Origin of the sequence: Micromonospora sp. CA-248260, from assembly GCF_050942205.1 — a bacterium.
Classification (GTDB): Bacteria; Actinomycetota; Actinomycetes; order Mycobacteriales; family Micromonosporaceae; genus Micromonospora; species Micromonospora antibiotica.
In genome coordinates this window covers 671,348-686,180 of sequence record NZ_CP192021.1, presented here as the reverse complement: position 1 = coordinate 686,180, position 14,833 = coordinate 671,348, and the positions used below count along the sequence as shown (strand labels likewise).

16 protein-coding genes are annotated in these 14,833 nt (G+C 70.2%); 9 read left to right on the top strand and 7 right to left on the bottom strand.

Going from position 1 to position 14,833, the window contains the following annotated elements; genetic code table 11:
* Positions 1 to 22 precede the first annotated feature (22 nt).
* The 4 genes from ACQP2H_RS03280 to ACQP2H_RS03265 form a co-directional block, all read right to left on the bottom strand.
* Positions 23 to 886, bottom strand: coding sequence for a hypothetical protein (locus tag ACQP2H_RS03280; RefSeq protein WP_433230984.1), 864 nt, complete (start codon positions 884 to 886; stop codon positions 23 to 25).
* Positions 883 to 1,464 (bottom strand): RNA polymerase sigma factor, encoded by a 582-nt coding sequence (locus ACQP2H_RS03275; protein WP_433230981.1) that lies wholly within the window; start codon positions 1,462 to 1,464, stop codon positions 883 to 885. The genes ACQP2H_RS03280 and ACQP2H_RS03275 overlap by 4 nt, the downstream gene beginning before the upstream one ends.
* A 129-nt stretch (positions 1,465 to 1,593) precedes the next feature.
* Positions 1,594 to 2,745: a hypothetical protein gene (locus ACQP2H_RS03270; RefSeq protein WP_433230979.1), complete on the bottom strand. Its 1,152-nt coding sequence runs from the start codon at positions 2,743 to 2,745 to the stop codon at positions 1,594 to 1,596.
* A gap of 6 nt (positions 2,746 to 2,751) precedes the next feature.
* Positions 2,752 to 3,063 carry a calcium-binding protein gene (locus tag ACQP2H_RS03265; RefSeq protein ID WP_219466401.1) on the bottom strand — a complete coding sequence of 104 codons (312 nt, stop codon included), beginning with the start codon at positions 3,061 to 3,063 and terminating at the stop codon, positions 2,752 to 2,754.
* A 61-nt stretch (positions 3,064 to 3,124) separates the two neighbouring features.
* Between ACQP2H_RS03265 and ACQP2H_RS03260 the strand changes: the two genes are divergently transcribed.
* The 8 genes from ACQP2H_RS03260 (at position 3,125) to ACQP2H_RS03225 (ending at position 11,235) form a co-directional block, all read left to right on the top strand.
* A complete protein-coding gene (locus tag ACQP2H_RS03260; protein WP_433230976.1) occupies positions 3,125 to 5,473 on the top strand; it encodes a TOTE conflict system archaeo-eukaryotic primase domain-containing protein in 2,349 nt (782 codons plus the stop codon).
* A 94-nt stretch (positions 5,474 to 5,567) separates the two neighbouring features.
* On the top strand, positions 5,568 to 6,134 hold the full coding sequence (locus ACQP2H_RS03255) for a hypothetical protein (protein ID WP_433230973.1): 567 nt from the start codon (positions 5,568 to 5,570) through the stop codon (positions 6,132 to 6,134).
* Positions 6,135 to 6,273: 139 nt separating this feature from the next.
* Positions 6,274 to 7,536: an ATP-binding protein gene (locus ACQP2H_RS03250; protein WP_433230971.1), complete on the top strand. Its 1,263-nt coding sequence runs from the start codon at positions 6,274 to 6,276 to the stop codon at positions 7,534 to 7,536.
* Between the two features lie 477 nt (positions 7,537 to 8,013).
* A complete protein-coding gene (locus ACQP2H_RS03245; protein WP_219466386.1) occupies positions 8,014 to 8,184 on the top strand; it encodes a hypothetical protein in 171 nt (56 codons plus the stop codon).
* Between the two features lie 96 nt (positions 8,185 to 8,280).
* Positions 8,281 to 8,709, top strand: coding sequence for a hypothetical protein (locus tag ACQP2H_RS03240; RefSeq protein WP_357533238.1), 429 nt, complete (start codon positions 8,281 to 8,283; stop codon positions 8,707 to 8,709).
* 281 nt (positions 8,710 to 8,990) lie between these two features.
* Positions 8,991 to 9,389: a GntR family transcriptional regulator gene (locus ACQP2H_RS03235; RefSeq protein WP_219466379.1), complete on the top strand. Its 399-nt coding sequence runs from the start codon at positions 8,991 to 8,993 to the stop codon at positions 9,387 to 9,389.
* Positions 9,386 to 10,276 carry an ABC transporter ATP-binding protein gene (locus ACQP2H_RS03230; RefSeq protein ID WP_357533236.1) on the top strand — a complete coding sequence of 297 codons (891 nt, stop codon included), beginning with the start codon at positions 9,386 to 9,388 and terminating at the stop codon, positions 10,274 to 10,276. The genes ACQP2H_RS03235 and ACQP2H_RS03230 overlap by 4 nt, the downstream gene beginning before the upstream one ends.
* Positions 10,273 to 11,235, top strand: a complete 963-nt coding sequence (locus tag ACQP2H_RS03225) for an ABC transporter permease subunit (RefSeq protein WP_219466374.1) — start codon at positions 10,273 to 10,275, stop codon at positions 11,233 to 11,235. Before ACQP2H_RS03230 ends, ACQP2H_RS03225 begins: the two co-directional genes overlap by 4 nt.
* Before the next feature lie 35 nt (positions 11,236 to 11,270).
* Here ACQP2H_RS03225 and ACQP2H_RS03220 read toward each other — a convergent pair whose 3' ends face one another.
* The 3 genes from ACQP2H_RS03220 to ACQP2H_RS03210 all read right to left on the bottom strand — a co-directional run bounded on the left by ACQP2H_RS03220 (position 11,271) and on the right by ACQP2H_RS03210 (position 13,257).
* Positions 11,271 to 11,468: a hypothetical protein gene (locus tag ACQP2H_RS03220; protein ID WP_219466371.1), complete on the bottom strand. Its 198-nt coding sequence runs from the start codon at positions 11,466 to 11,468 to the stop codon at positions 11,271 to 11,273.
* 42 nt (positions 11,469 to 11,510) lie between these two features.
* Complete coding sequence (locus tag ACQP2H_RS03215; RefSeq protein WP_357533233.1) at positions 11,511 to 12,686, bottom strand: metallophosphoesterase; 1,176 nt, start codon at positions 12,684 to 12,686, stop codon at positions 11,511 to 11,513.
* A 109-nt stretch (positions 12,687 to 12,795) separates the two neighbouring features.
* A complete protein-coding gene (locus ACQP2H_RS03210; RefSeq protein WP_219466365.1) occupies positions 12,796 to 13,257 on the bottom strand; it encodes a MarR family winged helix-turn-helix transcriptional regulator in 462 nt (153 codons plus the stop codon).
* Between the two features lie 81 nt (positions 13,258 to 13,338).
* Between ACQP2H_RS03210 and ACQP2H_RS03205 the strand changes: the two genes are divergently transcribed.
* A complete protein-coding gene (locus ACQP2H_RS03205; protein ID WP_433230964.1) occupies positions 13,339 to 14,793 on the top strand; it encodes a DHA2 family efflux MFS transporter permease subunit in 1,455 nt (484 codons plus the stop codon).
* The last annotated feature ends 40 nt before the right edge of the window (positions 14,794 to 14,833 follow it).

The following is a 14,833-nucleotide window of genomic DNA, read 5'->3' as shown; positions in this document are numbered from 1 at the left end:
GACCCACGTCCCGGGTCGGCGGTCAGCCTCCGATCGTGGCTAACGCCCCCCACTTCTCGGCAGGACGGCAGTGGCTGGTCGCTTTCCCGTAGATCCGCTTCCCGTCGGGGCCCGTGTAGCAGCGCTCGAGTTGGTCTTCGGCCTGGAACAGCGGACGCCTGTCGATCTCCGTCCCTCCGGCGTCGTAGCTGACCAGTTGAGGGTCGTTGCTCGCTTTGAGTCTTGCGTCGCTGGTCATGAGGCCGAACGCGCCTTCGGAGAGCCGGGCTGCTGTGGTGTGGCCGTCGCCGTGGTCGAGCACGAGCCGGTGGACGCGGCTGCTGACCCTGCCGCTGACGCTGACGTCCCCGCCGTCGGACTCGGTGGAGGCCAGCAGCAGCCGCTGCACCGGCCCGGGCAGCCAGGCGCCGTGCGGCCACGGCTCGGTGGCGCCCCCGCCGGACTCCCGAGCTGTTCCCGCCCCTTGCACATTGCAGGTGGCGTAGCCGACGTCAGTCATGAACAACACCAGTGCCCGGTCACCTCGCGCGGTGGCCACTGCGAGGTCGGCCAGGGACACCGGAACGGGTTGCTCACCCGGGTTCTGCCGGTCCTGCCGTTGCGGGGAGTTCCACTGCAAGCACCGATCGGCCGCATCCTGCAGCGTCGGCGACAGCTCCCCGGGCCCCATGGCCAGCACCCGTACGGTCGAGCGCTCCGGCCGGTCCCACACCACCGCCGCGGCACCGGACGCCACGGCCAGCAGCACTGCCACGGCCACGGCGATCCTCAGCCGTGGCGTACGCGCGGGAGGCGGGTTCACGAAGCCGAGGATCCGGGCCCGCATCGCGCGCGCCGTTTCCGGCGGCAGGTCCCGCTCTATGGGCAGGTCGAGAATGTCGTTCACCGCTTCCCCTCCTGGATCTCATCCGGCATCAAATGGGCCAGGCGGCTGCGCGCACGACTCACCCTCGACCGCACCGCCACCTCGCTGATGCCCAAAACGGCTGACGCGTCCGGGTACGACACGCCGGACCACAGGCACAAGGCCACCGCCTCCCGCTCGGCCGGCGACAACCGGCGGACCACCGAGAGGACCTCGGTCATCCGCCGCTCGTCGTCGAGCCGCGCGGAAACCTCCTCGGCGAGGTCACCATCGGCGTACCGCTCCGCCGGTAGACGCCGAATCAGCGCCAGCCACCGGCGCGCCGACCGCCACTCGGAGCGGACCGCGTTCGTGGCGACGACCAACAGCCACGGCAGCGCCGATCCGTCCACGAGTCGGGCGTCGTGTCGGCGGCGCCACGCGACGAGGAACGTTGCCTGGGTGACGTCCTCGGCCGTGGACCACGAACCGGTCAGCCGGAACGCGTGGTTGTAGACCGGGCGGGAGTACCGGTCGAAGAACCGACCGAACGCCAACTCGTCACCGGCGGTGATCGAAGACCACAGTTCCTCGTCCGACGGCTGCACCTGATGCCTCACAGCACACTATGGCCGCCCACGCCGACTCTGTTGCAGGCCGACGGTCAACGTCCGAGGTCGTGGCGCCGGCGCGAGAGCCGCAGCGCGTTTAGGCGTTGGTGGCCAGCCCACCGGGCGGCGGACCAGGCGTCAGGTGTCGAGGGCTGCGAGGTTGAGGCGTTCGAGCAGGCTGGGCTTGCGGGCGTGCACCACCCGTAGCTCGGCCAGCCGCTTCCGGAACGATGAGCTGTCCCCGTCGCGCTCGGCGAGGTCGCGCAGGTCGACGAGGAGTTGAACGGCGGTGTCGTATTCGCGGGGTTTCTTCGTGGTGATGAGTTCGTTGACCCGCTGCCAGGCGGCGGGTTGGTCGACTGCGAGGGTGTCGAGGTGTCGTTGCCGGGCTGCCGCAGCGGACCGTTCCCGGCGAACCCGGTCGCGTTCACGCTGCTCGGCGTCCCGTCGTTCCCGCTCGGCGCGCAACTCTGCGGCGCTGGCGAGCAGTTCCCCGGCGGTGCGGGCGACTGCCGGGGTGGGCGTATCAGTGCGGTGTGCGTCGCGGTACCGGCGCAGCAGTCGGCTGCGCAGGTGGCTGTCGCCGCCGGTGACCAGATCGGCCAGGATGGCGTCCTTGTCCCGGGCGGGCAGCCCGACGACCCAGGTACGCAGTTGCGCGGCGGTCGGTTCCCCGGAGGCGGCTGGCGACGACCCGGCCGCCGCTGCCGCGATCAGGTCACGGTCGATGCGCAGGAACTCGGCGACGGCGGTGAGAGTCGCGTCAAGGGTGCCCATGCCGGCGGGTACGGGCGGTTCGGGCTCGTCGTCGGCGATGTCCTCGGACTGTACGCAGCGCAGCCAGGCCAGGTAGAGCAGTCGCAGGTCGCCGGCGGCGAGGTCGGCCCGGGCCGGGATGATCGAGGCGAGCAGACCGTGGCCGTCGAGGTCCCACTCGTCGGTGCCGTCCTCGTCCTCGTCATGCAGGTCGATGATGACGTGCTTGCCGGTGGTCCAGGCGGATGCGCTGTCGCCTTGGCAGTACTGGGCGACGGTGGCGGGGTCGAGTACGTGTTTCGGTAGCCGCAGCATGAGCCTGCGGGTGCCCCAGTTCGCCAGGTACAGGTGCGCGTCGAAGTACCGTTCCATCAGCTTGCGCGGGTCGCCCTTGAAGTTGCCCCACTCGTAGATGTTGACGAAGCTGGTGGCGGTGATGTCGGCGCGGGTCGACAGCGACCGCAGCTCGGCCCGCTCCCCGGCAGTGAGGGGCTGGTCGACGGTGGTGAACTCGTAGTACTGGTACTCGCTCACCGCGGCCTACCTTCCGGCCCAGTGCCGGTAGGCGTCGATCCACGCGGCGCCGTCGGGCGCGGGGGTGGGTAGCGGCAGGTCGAGGAGATCGATCCTCTGCCGGTGGCGGCCTCGGGCGCATACCGCAGCGATGGTGTCCGCGGTCAGGTCGATCTTGCGCACGGTGACCTCGACGCCGAGGACGGTGGTGGTGAATGGCACCGCCAGGTGCTCCTCGAGCATGGTGAACAGGCCGGTGAGTTGCTCGTCGTCGCCGTACGCGTCGACCGTGGCTTCCTCGATCATCGCCTCCAGCGCGGCGTCGCCTTTCGATGCCATCGGCGGAGGATATCGGACCGGTGTAGGGGTGTTCGGAGCCCGATACGCGAGGATGGTCGGCGTGGGTTCGGTGGCCGGGTTCGCTGATCTTCACCGGGAAGTGGAGCGGTTACGGGCGGAGAACGCCCGGCTGGGACGTCTGCTGGAGCTGCGCGGCCAGGACACGACTGCGGCGCCGGAGCAGTTGTCCGCGCCGGTCGAGCCGCCAGGGCTGGTCACCATGACCTCGCCGACTCGGGACAAGCTGGCGTTGTTCGCCGACCGGTTCCGGGCCCGGGCCGACGTGTACGCCGTACGGTGGGAGAGTGCCCGTACCGGCACTGCCGGGTGGATGCCCGCGGTCGCCGGCGGTTGGCGTAAGGGGATGGACCGGCGGGGCGCCGCCTACCTGCCCCGGACGACGGAGGTCGTCGCGGCGCATCTGGTCGGCGACGTGTTCATGGGCCTGTACCCGCTGATGCCCGGCAACACCTGCCACTTCGTCGTGGCCGACTTCGACGGGCCGACGGCGATGCTCGACGCCCTCGCCTACGTGAAAGCGGCACGAGCCAGCGCGGTGCCCGCCGCGATGGAGATCTCCCAGTCAGGCCGCGGCGCCCACGTGTGGATCTTCTTCACCGGCGCTGTTCCCGCGGCCACCGCGCGCGCCGTCGGCACGGTCCTGTTGCGCGAGGCGATGGTGCTGCGCGGATCGATGGACCTGCGGTCGTACGACCGGCTGTTCCCCAACCAGGACGTCCTGCCCGAGGGTGGCTTCGGCAACCTCATCGCCGCACCGCTTCAGGGACGCCGCCGCAAGGATGGACTGACCACGTTCCTCGACCTCGGCACCCTCGAGCCGTACACCGACCAGTGGGCGTTCCTGTCGACGCTGGACCGGCTTACCCCCGGCGACGCCGAACACATCGCTCGGCAGGCGAAGCAAGCCGTCACCGGGGCCGACGTCGCCGCGATGAGCCGGTCCGCCGCAACGCAGGTGCATCCTCCGCTTCCTCCGGCGGTTCACGCGGAGGCCGGTGCCGGGCTGAGCATCGACGCCGGACAACTCACCCCCGCCGCACTGGCGACGTTCAAGCACGCCGCCGCCATGGCCAACCCGAAGTTCTACGAGTTGCAGCGACTCCGTAAGTCCACCTGGGACACCCCACGCTTCGTCCAGGGCTACGACCTCACCCTCGATGACCACCTGGTCCTCCCGCGGGGCCTGCGGCACACCATCGCCACCATCGTCGAACATGCCGGGTCACGGCTGGCCGTCACGGACGCACGAAACCCCGGGACCGAGATCGACACCGCGTTCACCGCCGAACTCACGAGCAGGCAGGCCGATGCGGTCGGCGCGCTTCTCGCCCACGACGACGGGATCCTGGTCGCCCCACCGGGCTCCGGCAAGACCGTCATGGCCTGCGCCGTGATCGCCGAACGCAACACCTCCACCCTCGTCCTCGTCGACCGCAAAGCCCTCGCCGACCAGTGGCGCACCCGCGTCGAGCAGTTCCTCGGCATCAAGCCCGGTCAGTTCGGCGGCGGCCGACGCAAGCTCACCGGCACCGTGGACATCGCGCTGCTGCCCTCCCTCGCCCGGCGCGACGACGTCGCCACCCTGACCCAGGGGTACGGGCACGTCATCGTCGACGAATGCCACCACCTCGGCGCCGCCGCGTACGAGCACTCGGTCAAACGGATCGCCGCACAGTTCTGGCTCGGCCTCACCGCCACCCCCACCCGACGCGACGGCCTCGGCCAACTCGTCACCTGGCAACTCGGACCCGTCCGCCACACCCTTACCGACGAGGAACAAGGCACCCTCGCCGCAGCGATGCACACCGACGCCGGACCCCGTCGAGCGCTGTTCATCCACGAGACCAACTTCCAGCCCGGCGACATCGACCTTGACGCCCCCGGCGCGCTCGCCGAGGTGCACCGAAGACTCGCCGCCGACGAGCCCCGCAACACCCAGATCGCCGATGACGTCGCCGCGGCCCTGGCCCGTGGCCGAAACTGTCTCGTCCTGACCCGGCGGGTCGCCCAGGTTGAGACACTCGCCGCCCTGCTCGCCGCACGCGGACACCAGGCGCTCGTCCTCCAAGGCGCGATGAGCACCAGTGATCGGCGAAGCGTCGTTGACCGGCTCGACGGCGCGAAAGCCGGCGACGGGCTGCTGGTCATCGGCACCACACCGTTCATCGGTGAAGGCTTCGACGCCCCCGCCCTCGACACCCTTTTCCTCGCCGGCCCGATCTCCTACGACGGCCTACTCGTCCAGTGCGCCGGCCGTGTCATCCGCGCCGCGCCCGGCAAGGACCTCGCCGAGGTTCACGACTACCACGAACCGGCCACCCCCATCCTCGCCGCCTCACTCCCACGCCGCATGCCCGGATACCGGGCACTCGGTTTCACCCGCACATGAGTGCATCCGATCATGATCACCTTGGCTGGTCCCGCCGGTCACCGAGATACGGAGAAGGCCAAGCGCGCTGGGCCTAGCGTAGTAGGCTGACTGCATGGGTCGGTTCTCCGAGGATGAGCTGCATGCGGTTGTCTCCCGGTACGAGGCGACGCGGGCGCAGGCATTGACCGAACGGGACGAGCAGCTACGGGCGTTCCACGCGGCCGGCTGGCGGCCGGTCGACCTGCAGCGGGTCACCGGGTACAGCCGGGAGACGATCCGTCAGGCACTCCGACCGGAAGTCCGGCGGGCGACCAACATCAGCCGGCGCCGGACACCACCTCAGCCGCCGGCGGACTACCGACCCTACGGTGACCGGAAGCCCTACGTGGTGGCCGAAAGCCTCGCCGAATTGCGCGGCCCGACCGAAGGCACGGTGACGCTTCCGCGTCACCTCGACTGGTCCGGGCATGCCGAGTACGACCTTGACGGGCCCGCACGCCTGGCCAGTATGTACAAGGTGGTACTCACCGAAGCCAGCACCGTCGAGGACCTGAACACCTGGCTCGACGCCGACCTCCTCCGACGGCTCTGGCCCACCCTCTGGCTGCCACCCCAACTCCGCCAGCGCTGGGAGGGCACCTTCCCCGAGCTCGTCGCAACCGGCAGTAATGCGACGTAGTCGCGGATCTCTTCCACGGCCGCCCCGCTGACGGGGCCCGCAGATCGAACACCAGATGACCGCATAACGAACGCACACTATCCCGCAAATCGAAATCCAGGGTCCCGCAGATCGAAAGTTTGGCCGTTAAGATGACGCCGTGCCCACACCGCAGCTGATCCCCCGCCGCGCCGCCGCGCAGGTCAATGCCGCCTTGGCAGACACCCGCGTCGTCTTGATCAACGGAGCACGGCAAGCAGGCAAGAGCACCCTGGTCCGCCTTGTTGCCGGCGATCGTCTAGCCGAGCGCCGCGATCTTGATCGGGCCCAGGACAGGGCGGCAGCGATAGCCGACCCGGTCGGCTTCGTGGACTCCGCCGAACTCCTGGTCATCGACGAGATCCAGCGCGCTCCGGAACTCCTGTTGGCCATCAAGGCAGCAGTCGACGAGGACCCCCGTCCGGGCCGGTATCTGCTCACCGGCTCGTCACGGTTGTTCGGCATGGTTGCCGCCCCGGACGCGTTGCCCGGCCGGATGGAGACCGTCGAACTCTGGCCGTTTTCCCAAGGCGAACTCGACGCAGCGCCGGACGGATTCATCGACGCCGTCTTCACGCTCGGTCCGGACCTGCGACACGAGTCGGACGTCACCCGTGCCGACTACGCGGCCAGGATAGTGCGCGGCGGCCTACCCGAGGCCACCACCCGTACCGACCCGCGCCGCCGCCAACGGTTCCTCGACGCCTACGTCCAGGCGCTCATCGACCGCGACGTCCGCCAGCTGTCCGACATCCAGCACAAGGGCGAGCTACGCAAGCTGGTACGCCTCCTCGCGGCCCGATCCGCGACCGTCATCGCCGCCAACTCCCTCGAGTCCGCCCTCGGACTCAGCCGGCCGACGATCGCCCGCTACCTCCAGGCCCTGGAAGAGATCTTCCTGATCAAACGGATCCCGGGCTGGTCCCGCAACCTGGGCACCCGCGCCACCGCCGCGCCCAAACTGATCTTCGTCGACTCGGGCATCGCCGCCAACGAGATCGCGACCGACGCCCGGGCACTGCTCCGGCCGGGCGCACCGTTCGGCCCGTTACTCGAGTCATTCGTCCTGTCCGAGCTGTCCCGGCAGCTCACCTGGTCCGAGCAGCCCGTCGATCTGTCCCACTACCGCGACCAGAGCAGGTACGAAGTCGACGCGGTGCTCGAGAACCGAGCTGGGCAGGTGGTCGGGATCGAGGTCAAAGCAGCCACCACCGTCGGACCCGACGACTTCCGCGGGCTACGCCGACTCGCCGACCGCCTCGGCAATGACTTCATCGCCGGCATCGTCCTTCACACCGGAACCGCCACACTGCCGTTCGGCGACAAACTCCGCGCCATGCCGGTCAGTACCCTGTGGCAGGTTCCCGCCCCGGCAGCAGACTGACCTCGCCCGCAGGTCACTCCTCAACCGGTCAGGGCCATCGAGGACTGAAGGGTTTCGAGGACCGAAAGGGCGCGGCCCTGCTGATCTTCAGTAAGCGATCCCAGCAGCGCCCCGCAGCGACCGGCACACGAGGCCAAGAAGTAAGAAGCCGCAGGTCATCGGCCTGCGAACACCGGCGGAGGCCATTCTTAGGAAACCGATGCTCCATCCCCCTGAGTTACGAGGGCGTGAGCGCCGAGTCTAGCGACCCCGCAGGTTCACCTGGGATGTCAGAGAGTAACCCACGTTCCTCGGATCGCCGTTGTCCCAGCCCAGGAGCGCACTCAAACGCCATCGATCGATGCGCAGGCACTCCCCACAGCGTGGCAGGGGGTCAGCTTCGGCCTGTTCGCGCCGACCCTCGACTACAGCGGCAGCGCATGGGATCGGGACGTCCTCGACCCGCGGGTTGCTACCCACCCGTCGATCCTGACGGCATTGCGGCAGGTCGGCGAGCCGCAGATGGCCGCCGTCGCGCTGGCGCACGAGGACCTGTGGACGTTGTACGCGGTGAGCAGGGTGATGGAATTACTGATCCTGCCCAGCCAGCCCCACGCCACCGATCCCGACGATCCCACGGACTGGCTCCCGTCCTCGGCGTACCAATAGTTCGTCGCGGCGATCGGCGGCACGTTCCCAGCGGGGGAAGGGTTCCATCCGTTCCTGCACGAGATCGTCGAGGTCGAGCCGGCGGACGATCCGCAGTTGCCGCCGGTGCTGGCCGGGCAGTGGTGGCCGGGGTGCCTGCTCGGGTCGCTGCTGCTCATGCGGGGCGGCGTGAGCGTCCGCGCCGGTGCCCGCCACCTGGATCCCGTACTCGCCGCTAACTCGACGTTGTACTGGGCGTGGCGGCGGCGGTACCGGCAGGCGGCCGACCTGTCGCACGGCTGGGGCGGCGACTCACAGTGGCGCACCGGATTCCGTCGTGACCACCGACTGGCCGACCGGCTCGTCTACAACACGGACGTGGCGCTGGACCCGACACCTCCCCATCCCGGCGGCCAAGATCCGAGCACGGACGTGGGCCTCCTGCGTTACCGATGCAGCACCCTGACCGACCACGACGACGACCAGTGGGTGTGGGACAGCCGCCACGTCGAACCGACAGCACCCACCGCCACACCGCCTGAGTAGGCGACGCACCCGAGCCAGGGTGAGAACGCGTCGACCCGTTCGACGGTGTCCGGCAGGGACAACACGATCACCCCGTGCGCCTCCAGCAGCCGTACCGGGTGCGACACCGGCCGCCGTCGAGCCCGAGCTCCCGGCGTGCCGCCGCCGCGACCGCGCGGACGCCCTCGGCCCGCGCCGGTTCCGGCGGGTCGAGCTGCGTCTCGGCGAGTACGCGGTGACGCGGTTTGACGGCGGGCGAGCCCTACCGCTTTACTACTACCCTAGTAAAGCAGGGAGGCTCGATGTTCCACTTCCGGCTCGACACCGGCTCCGGCGTACCGCCGTATCTGCAGCTGGTCCACCAGGTCCAGCAGGCTGTCCTGCTGGGTTTCCTGCGACCCGGTGACCGCCTGCCCCTGATCCGGGAGGTCGTCGAGTCGCTGGCCATCAATCCGAACACGGTGGCGAAGGCATACCGCCAGCTGGAGCAGGAGAACCTCGTCACCGGCCGGCCAGGCCACGGCACGTTCGTCAACGACGCGCTGCCGGCTGCGGTGCCCCCGGCCACCTACACCTCCTTGCGGAGCGGCCTGCAGACCTGGCTGCGGAGGGCGTACGCCGCAGGGCTGGACGATCAGGCGATCGCCGCGCTGTTCGCCAGCGTCCACCACCAGACCAAGACGACTGCGGAGTCAGCATGACGGCCCACCCCGCGCTGCGTACCAGGAACCTCGGCAAGCGGTACCGCAAAGCCTGGGCCCTGCGCGACTGCACCCTGGAGCTGCCCCCCGGCCGCGTCAGCGCCCTGGTCGGCCCGAACGGCGCCGGCAAGACCACCTTGCTGCGCCTGGCGGTCGGGCTGCTCACGCCGACGACGGGATCGGTCGAGGTGTTCGGCGAATCGCCCGCCACCAACAGTGTGCGGGCCCTGACCCGCATCGGTTTCCTCGCGCAGGACCACCCGCTCTACCGCCAGTTCACCGTGGCGGACCTGCTGCGCTTCGGCCGCTCCTGCAACGTACGCTTCGACCACGGGCTGGCCGCGCGACGCCTGACCCAACTGGGCATCCCGTTGCACGCCCGCGCCGGCGCGCTCTCCGGCGGGCAGCAGTCCCAGGTGGCGCTCACGCTGGCGCTGGCCAAGCGACCCGACCTGCTGGTCCTGGACGAGCCACTGTCCAGCCTGGATCCGCTGGCCCGGCAGGAGTTCCAGCGGACCCTGATGGGCGCGGTCGCCGACAGCCAGCTGACCGTGTTGTTCTCCTCCCACGCCATCCACGAACTGGAACGGGTCTGCGACCACCTCGTGGTGATCAACCACGGCCGGGTCGTACTCGACGGCGACATCGACTCGCTGCTGGCCGAACACCGGCTGCTCCTGGGTCCACGGGTCGGGGCGGACCCTCACGGCCCGTCCGTGGTCGAGGTCAGCCACAGCGACAGGCACACCACCATGCTGGTACGCCAGGCGGCAACGCCGGTCATACCCGGCTGGCAGGCGAACCCCGTCGGGCTGGAAGAGCTCGTGCTGGCCTATCTGCGCCGGCCCGCCGGCCTCGACGCCGAACACCGGGAGCAGACCGCATGACGTGGATGATGTGGCGTCAGCACCGTACCGAGGTCCTGGCACTGACGGTCTTCGTCGGCGTCGTCGCGGTGGCGCTGTTCGTCCTCGGCCGGCCGATGCACGCCCTGTTCCCGATGGGTCCGACACACTGCCTGGTGCCACCGCTGGACCAGGGCTGCCGATCCGCGCTGGCCCGGCTACAGCAGGACCACGGCTACAGCACCACCGTGCTGATCCTGCTCAACTTCGTCCCGTACGCGATCGGCGGTTTCCTCGGTGCGCCGCTGCTCGCCCGGGAGCTGGAGGCGGGCACCTGGCAGCTGGCCTGGACCCAGGCGGTGCCGCGCCGGCGCTGGCTGACCGTCAAGATCCTGGTACTCGGCACCGTCAGCGTCCTTCTCGCGGCGGGACTGTCCACGGTGGTCGCCTGGTACCGGCAGCCACTCGACCTGCTGGGCGGGTTCGACATCACCGGCTTCGACCTGACCGGAGTCGTGCCCATGGCGTACGCCCTGTTCGCGTTCGCGCTGGGCGTCGCAGCCGGGCCGGTGCTGCGCCGCAGCCTGCCGGCCGCCGCCGTGGCGTTCGTGGCATTCCTGGCCGTACGCTTCACCGTCGCCGGCTGGATCCGCCCGCACTTCCGCACGCCGGTCACCCACGTCCAGGCCTTCGTGCCGGGAGCGGGCGACATCACCGACGGTACGACCAGTGCCCGGGACATGGTCCTCGACCAGGGGTTCGTCGACGCCAACGGCCGCCACATCACCGGCCTCGACGCCGTGATCATGGAGGGAAGGGCCCGGGAGGGGGGCGGCGACCCCACCGTCTACCTCCACGACCACGGCATCCAACGGTGGGCTGTCTACCAACCCGTCGAACGCTACTGGACCTTCCAGGCCATCGAGACCGCCACGTTCGTCGCGCTGGCCCTGCTGTTGCTGGCGCTGGTCTTCTGGCGGATCCGCCGCCCCACGTTCTGACCAGATGGTCCCACCGGGATCCCAGAGGGAACGGGTCAGGAACTGCCAGTCGCTTCCACGGCGCTTCCGTGGGTTTGAGCGGCGACCATGGTGACGAGGGTGTCGATCAACTCTTCGGCGGTGGTACGCCATTTGTCGCCTTCGAGCTGACCGGTGAGTTCCATGCCGGCGATGCCGTCGGCGCTGGCGAGGAGCAGTGCGGCGTACCGGCGGGCGTGGTGTTCGCCGGTCACGTCGGCGACTATTCGAAGGGATTCGTGGGCGCCGGCAGTCGCCTAACCAGCCCTGAGGGTGAGCAGGGTGATCTCGCTCGGCGCGAAGATCCGGAATGGTGGGCCCCAGAAACCGGTCCCCCGGCTCGTGTAGAGCTGGGTCCGACCGTGCCGGCTGAGGCCCTGCACGACCGGCTGGTCGAGCCGGACCATGTAGTGGAACGGCCACATCTGGCCGCCGTGGGTGTGCCCGGACAGCTGCAGATCCACACCGGCCGCGACCGCGTCGTCGATCTGCTTCGGCTGGTGCGCCAGCAGCAGCACAGGCAGCTGCGGGTCGGCGCCGGCCAGCGCCGCCGCGTGGTCGGCGCGGTGACCGGCCACGCCCGACGCGGCGGCGGTCACGTCGTCGACCCCGGCCACGACGAGCCGTGCGCCGCCCCGCTCCACCACGAGGTGCCTGTTGTGCAGAGGCTCCCAGCCGAGGGTCCGCATGTGGTCGACCCAGCCCTGCGCCTGGCCGTAGTACTCGTGGTTGCCCGTCACGTACACCCGGGCCAGCCGGGCCTGCACGGTGCCCAGCGGCGCTGCCTGCGCCCGGCGCTGGTCGACCGTGCCGTCGGCGATGTCGCCGGTGTGGCAGACGATGTCGGGGGCCAGGTCGTTGACCACCTCGATCGTGCGGGCGGACCAGCGGGCCCGGTCGATCGGGCCATAGTGGGTGTCGGTCAGTAGCACGACCCGGACCCCGTCGAGACCGGCACCCAGCCGGTCGATGGTGATGTCCACCCGCCGGACCCGGGGCACCCGCATCGCCTCGGCGTACCCCCAGATGGCCAGGACGACCGAGACGAACGCCGCACCGACCGCCACGGCCCGGGACCGGACCGGATCGGCGACTCCCGCCACGGCGAGCGGGAGCCGGAGCACGTTCGCGATCAGCGTCCAGACGAACAGGATCCAGACCAGGCCAAGCAGTGAGTCCGCGATGCGCGCCGCCGAATCCAGCCGCCGGCGGCCGTGCCCGAGATACATCAGAACGGGGAATGCGACCACCGCGACCACGAACACGGCCGTGCCGGCGCCCATCACCGCCGCCGGCCAGCGCGCCGCCACCGTCAACGTCCACCACGGCAGCCCGAACAGCAACGCCAGGACCGCGATCAGCGTCGCCCCGGACAGCAGAGGTCGCAGCAGCCCTCGCGCCGGCCGCACCTGTACGGCATCGCCAGAAGCCATCGTCATCCTCCCGTCGGGGTCCGTGCAGCATGACACGCCCCGGGCTGGATCGACCATGCCGGCAACCTGCCCACCGGTGGCGTGACCGGTGTGCCGGCGACCTGGCAGCTCAGGGTGGCGGGATGTCGACCAGGCGGCGCAGCAGGGCGCTGAACTGGGCGCGTTCGGCCACTGTGAACCGGTCGAGCAGGTCGTTCTGGGCGGCGTCGACCAGTGTGTCCATCTCCCGCATCCGGGCGGTTCCGGCGTCGGTGATGTGAACGACGTTGCGGCGCCGGTCCACCGGGTCGGGTTCCCGGCGGAGCAGGCCGTCGGTCTCCATCCCGCTCAGCGTGGTGACCGCGTCGCCCCGGTCGATGCCCAGCCGGCGACACAGCTCTGCCTGGCTGATCCCGCCGAACTCGTCGAGCGCGGCAAGGATGCCGTACCGCATCCGGTCGCCGGGGCGGTCCAGGTGCGTCCCGACGACCCGGTTCGCGCGGGCCGCCCCGTGGTGGAGCAGCCAGGAGGTCAGCCGCCGGAGCCGAGCCGGCGGGGCCCCCGGCTGCTGAGCGGGTTCGTGCTCACTCACCCGACCAGTGTAGCTAAACGTTGGACTTCCAACGACCTGGCGATTATCGTTGGTTGTCCAACGATCTGTGATGGGGCGGCGATGACAGTGGGCAGCGCGAGCGCCGGCACGGACACCAGCGCGGGACGGACCCCCACCACGGCGGTTCCCGCCCCGGTGTGGCGGGTCGCGGTCGTCCTGGCGTCCGGTTCGGTGATGACCGGCCTGGACACCTCGCTCGTCAACGTGGGCATCGAGATCATCGGTCGGGAACTGGACGCCTCACTGACCGAGATGCAGTGGATCAACAGCGGCTACCTGCTCGCCCTCGCCGCGGCCCTGCCCACCTGCGGCTGGGTCAGCCGGCGGATCGGCACCGGTCGGCTCTGGCTCTGGGCGCTGGCCGGATTCACCCTCACCTCCGCGCTCTGCGCGCTCGCCCGCAGCGCCGACACGCTCATCGCCGCCCGGGTGCTCCAGGGGCTGACCGGCGGACTGCTCATCCCCACCGGAATGGCCATCCTCGGTCAGGTCGCGGGGAGCGGACGGATGGGTCGGGTGATCGCCGTGTCCAGCGTGCCGGCCATCCTGGCCCCGGCCTTCGGCCCGATCATCGGCGCCCTACTCATCGACAACTTCTCCTGGCGCTGGATGTTCCTGGTCAACGTGCCGATCGGGATCGTCGGGCTGCTGGTGGCCCTGCGGGTCGTTCCGCGTGGTGCGGCCGGTCGGGCCGCCCGGCCGGACGTGCCGGCCCTGTTCCTGGTCGCCCTGGGGCTGCCGCTGCTCACCTACGCCGTCACCGCAGCGATGGACCGGCGCGGGCTGTTCGCGGCGGCCGTGCTGGCCCCACTGGCGGTCGCGCTGGTCGCGCTCGTGCTCTTCGTCCACCGGTCGCTGCGCGCCGCCGAGCCGCTGATGGACCTGCGACTGACCAGGGATCCGGTCTACGCCGCCGCCGCCAGCACCATCTTCTTCTCCAGCGCGGCACTCTTCGGAGGGCTGATCGTGATGCCGCTGTACTTCCAACTCGCAATGGCCAGGGGCATCATCGACACCGGTCTGCTGCTGATGGCGTTCAGCCTCGGCGCCACGGTCACCTTCCCGGTCGCCGGACGGCTGACCGACAGACACGGCGGCGGCATCGTCACCGTGGTCGGGCTCGTGGTCACCGTCGCCGGCACCGTCCCGATGGCGGTCCTGCCGTCCGATCCGAACGTCGTCCTCGTCGAGGCCCTCCAGGTGGTCCGGGGTGTCGGCCTGGCCCTCGCCGGATCCCCGGTGGTCTCCGCCGCGCTGGCCCGGGTCCGGTCCCACCAGATGCCGGACGCCAGTGCGCAGGTGAACATCCTGTCCCGGGTCGGCGGCGCCGTCGGCAGCGCGCTCTGCGTCGTGGTACTCGCCGACGCGCTGGCCGACGCCCGATCCGAGGTCGAGGTCGCCGCGGCGTTCCGGAGCACCTTCTGGTGGCTGACCGGGATGGCCGCCGTCGCCCTCGTCCTCGCCACCTGGCTCACCCGGGCGCAACGAGGCGCCCGCCGGACGGGGCCGAAGTGACCCGGGCACCGCTGAGCACGTCCAACAATCAGGAGGTCAA

Excerpts from the sequence above, each read along its gene's own strand:
- ACQP2H_RS03205 (WP_433230964.1), top strand. The coding sequence starts at position 13,339 with ATGACAGTGGGCAGCGCGAGCGCCGGCACGGACACCAGCGCGGGACGG.
- ACQP2H_RS03230 (WP_357533236.1), top strand. The coding sequence starts at position 9,386 with ATGACGGCCCACCCCGCGCTGCGTACCAGGAACCTCGGCAAGCGGTAC.
- ACQP2H_RS03235 (WP_219466379.1), top strand. The coding sequence starts at position 8,991 with ATGTTCCACTTCCGGCTCGACACCGGCTCCGGCGTACCGCCGTATCTG.
- ACQP2H_RS03265 (WP_219466401.1), bottom strand. The coding sequence starts at position 3,063 with ATGGCATCGAAAGGCGACGCCGCGCTGGAGGCGATGATCGAGGAAGCC.
- ACQP2H_RS03255 (WP_433230973.1), top strand. The coding sequence starts at position 5,568 with ATGGGTCGGTTCTCCGAGGATGAGCTGCATGCGGTTGTCTCCCGGTAC.
- ACQP2H_RS03225 (WP_219466374.1), top strand. The coding sequence starts at position 10,273 with ATGACGTGGATGATGTGGCGTCAGCACCGTACCGAGGTCCTGGCACTG.
- ACQP2H_RS03215 (WP_357533233.1), bottom strand. The coding sequence starts at position 12,686 with ATGGCTTCTGGCGATGCCGTACAGGTGCGGCCGGCGCGAGGGCTGCTG.